Raw genomic sequence first — 2,904 nt, 5'->3', positions numbered from 1 at the left:
GTAGCGTCAAGTGGTCCGCCGTTCGGTAGAACGGCGGAACTAGATCACGACGCCGTTGCAGTGGTCGATTTCGTGTTGGATGATCTCGGCGGTGTAGTCCGAGAAGTTTTTGATGCGGTGGATAAAGTTCTCGTCCAAATACTCAACCTTAATGCGACGATAGCGGGTACAGGGACGCTCGCCGATCAGCGAGAGGCATCCTTCGCTCGTCTGATAGGCATTGACCTGCTCAAGAATTTGGGGGTTGTACATCAGGAGCGTCTTGTTGCCGTCTTTTACGCAGATGATGCGTTTGCGCACGCCGATCATGTTGGCGGCGAGACCGACACACTCGTGCTCGTGTTCGTGAAGCGTGTCCAAAAGGTCCTGTCCGGTAGCGGCGTCTTCGGGGTCGGCATCCTCGGAGGGCAGGCGTAAAAAGAACTCGGACTTCATGATGGGTTTGATCATGGCGGGCTCCTCATGTCTTATGCTTTCGTGGACTTTTAATAATAGCGCGGAAGGAAAGCTGCGCGTCCGCGTTACAATCTTTCGACGTTGGACCATGTTGCCAGATTCGTCGTGTACGGCGTCTGGTGTAAGTCTAGGGCTCATTTTCGCCCTGGACTGTTCCTCTGGGGCGATGCGATTGTCGTTCTAAGAGGAAGGAATTTCATGGGGACCAAATCCCAAAAGCAAACTCAATCACCGTCGACAGCCTCGGCGATTCTCGTCGTAATGTATGTTGCAGCCTTTGTTGCCGCGTTTAACGAGAACATCATTAACGTGGCGTTGCACGACATTATGACGGCCTTTTCGGTGAGTGCCACCACGGCGCAGTGGCTCGTTTCGGGCTACATGATCGTGACGTCGATCTTTACGGCCATCATGGCCTTTCTGTCCGGCCGTTTCTCGACGCGCAAGCTGCTGTTTTTCGCATGCGGATGCATGGTCGCCGGCGAAGTCCTGTGCCTGGTCGCTCCGTCGTTTAGCGTTTTGCTGCCAAGTCGTATTTTGCAGGCTGCGGGATCGGGCATCTTGTTCCCGCTCATGATGAACGTGGTGCTGTCTTGCGCCCCGCGCGAGAAGCTCGGTCTGTATCTGAGCCTGGGCGGTGCCTGCATTACGCTGGGGCCGGCGTTTGGACCCGTGATCAGCGGTCTAATGTGCACGTTGTTTGGCTGGAGAGCGGTGTTCGTAGTGCCGCTGGTGGGCGGCATTGTGGTCGCTGCGGCGGGCGTAAAGCATGTTCAGAATGTCGGAGAGCGCTCGAACACCACGCTTGATAGTCTGTCGGTTGTTTTGCTCGCTGCCGGTATTACGGCATTTGTGTATTCCGTAGGCGAGTTCTCGACCAATCTGGTTGGCGGTACCGTGACGCTCTTAGCCGCCATTGTGCTGCTCGGCCTGTTTGCGGCCCGCCAGCTCAAGCTTGAGCATCCGGTGCTTAACGTGCGTCCCATGGCGAGTGTTCGTTTTTGGCCTGCGTGCTTGCTTGTGGTGGTATCGATGATGACGACGTTCTCGATGAGCGTTTTGTTGCCGCTCTATTTTGAGGGCGCATACGGCATGACCGCACTTGTTGCGGGCTTGCTCATTTTGCCGGCAATTGCCTGCAACGCCGTGACCTCGATTGTGGGCGGACGCGTGATGGACGCCCGTGGCGCATGGCCGCTGCTGCCGGTCGGCTTTGCCCTGATTGCCGTGGGGCAGACTGCCATCTCGGTGACGGCGGTGAGCATGAACATCGGCGTCGTCGTGGCGCTGACCGTTGTGGTGTATGCCGGAGTCGGTTTGGTGCTGAGCCCCTCGCAAACGGCCGGCTTGGAGACGCTGCCTGGCGCTGAGCATCCTCACGGAACGGCATTGCTCAACACGTGGAACATGATTGCCGCATCGTTTGGCCCGTCGCTGTTTATCGGCCTGCTCTCGAGTTCTGCGGCGACTGCCGGCGCCGCTGGCGTTGCGACCGACGTTGCCCAGGCGATTGGATTTGCGGCGGCCGTGCGTGTGGCGGCTGTAATTGCCGTGGTCGGGTTCGTGGCGTCGCTGGTGTACGCTCGTCGCGAGTCGCACATGTCGCATTAATGTGTGCACATAGATTCTGCAGCTAGATTAGCGAGCGACACCATAAACTAATAGACGTTTTGCCGAGAGGCATGAATGTTTAAAGCGCAAAGAGTGCGCGACGGGCCCCGCGAATGGGGCGATGATGCCCGAGAGGGCCAAGAAGGAGTCTCATGTCTGAGAACGAAGAGATCATGAACGAGACCGAGAACGAGACCATGGCTGCCGAGGTTGAGGCAGTCGAGACCGTGGAGACCGAAGCTGCCGAGGTTGAGGCTGCTGACGAGGTTTCCGCCGAGGAGGAGGCCGAGGTTGTCGAGGCCGCCGTTGATTACGATGACGAAGAGCTGATGGACAAGATGCAGAAGGCCGCCCGCCTGCTGCGTAGCCGTCGCTTTGCTATTTCCAAGGAGGAGGAGGCCAAGGCCGAGCGCATGGCGAACATCGAGCGCGCCATCAAGCTTCTTGACCTCAAGCCCAAGATGGAGCAGAAGGAAATGTCCGACCTGCTGGGCATGCGCCTTCGTGAGCTCGATGGCCTGATGGCCGAGGCCGAGGCTGCCGATCTGGTCGGCCGCATCGACGACGCCGAGGGCGATATGCGCAAGATCGTCGTCTTTGCTGCCGAGGATGCCGCTGAGGGCCTGGTCGAGCTTGCCAACAAGAAGGAGAAGCTCCTGCCCGAGCTTTCTTATGAGGAGGCCACCGAGCTGATGGCCGCTCTCGATAAGGTTATCGCCCCGCTCGTCGCCATGGGCCTGGACGAGGACCGCGGTCCTCGCGGCGGCCGTGACGACCGTGGCGGCCGTGGCGGCGACCGTGGCGGTCGCGGCGGCTTTGGTGATCGCGGTGGCCGTG

Annotated in this window: 2 protein-coding genes and 1 pseudogene; 2 read left to right on the top strand and 1 reads right to left on the bottom strand. The window is 59.1% G+C overall.

The window, feature by feature from the left end:
• Nucleotides 1-39: 39 nt before the first annotated feature.
• Nucleotides 40-450 (bottom strand): peptide deformylase, encoded by a 411-nt coding sequence (locus DXC52_RS09805; RefSeq protein WP_117747099.1) that lies wholly within the window; start codon nt 448-450, stop codon nt 40-42.
• A gap of 204 nt (nt 451-654) precedes the next feature.
• Here DXC52_RS09805 and DXC52_RS09800 point away from each other — a divergent pair, with 204 nt between their 5' ends.
• Nucleotides 655-2,067 carry an MFS transporter gene (locus tag DXC52_RS09800; protein ID WP_117747098.1) on the top strand — a complete coding sequence of 471 codons (1,413 nt, stop codon included), beginning with the start codon at nt 655-657 and terminating at the stop codon, nt 2,065-2,067.
• A 152-nt stretch (nt 2,068-2,219) separates the two neighbouring features.
• Nucleotides 2,220-2,904: pseudogene (locus DXC52_RS09795) on the top strand (hypothetical protein); the annotation flags it as partial.

The sequence above is a fragment of the Collinsella sp. TF05-9AC genome (genome assembly GCF_003438495.1).
Lineage (GTDB): Bacteria > Actinomycetota > Coriobacteriia > Coriobacteriales > Coriobacteriaceae > Collinsella.
This window is presented reverse-complemented; position numbering and strand designations above follow the sequence as displayed.

Coding starts and splice junctions, on each gene's coding strand:
- DXC52_RS09805 (WP_117747099.1), bottom strand. CDS start 450: ATGATCAAACCCATCATGAAGTCCGAGTTCTTTTTACGCCTGCCCTCC.
- DXC52_RS09800 (WP_117747098.1), top strand. CDS start 655: ATGGGGACCAAATCCCAAAAGCAAACTCAATCACCGTCGACAGCCTCG.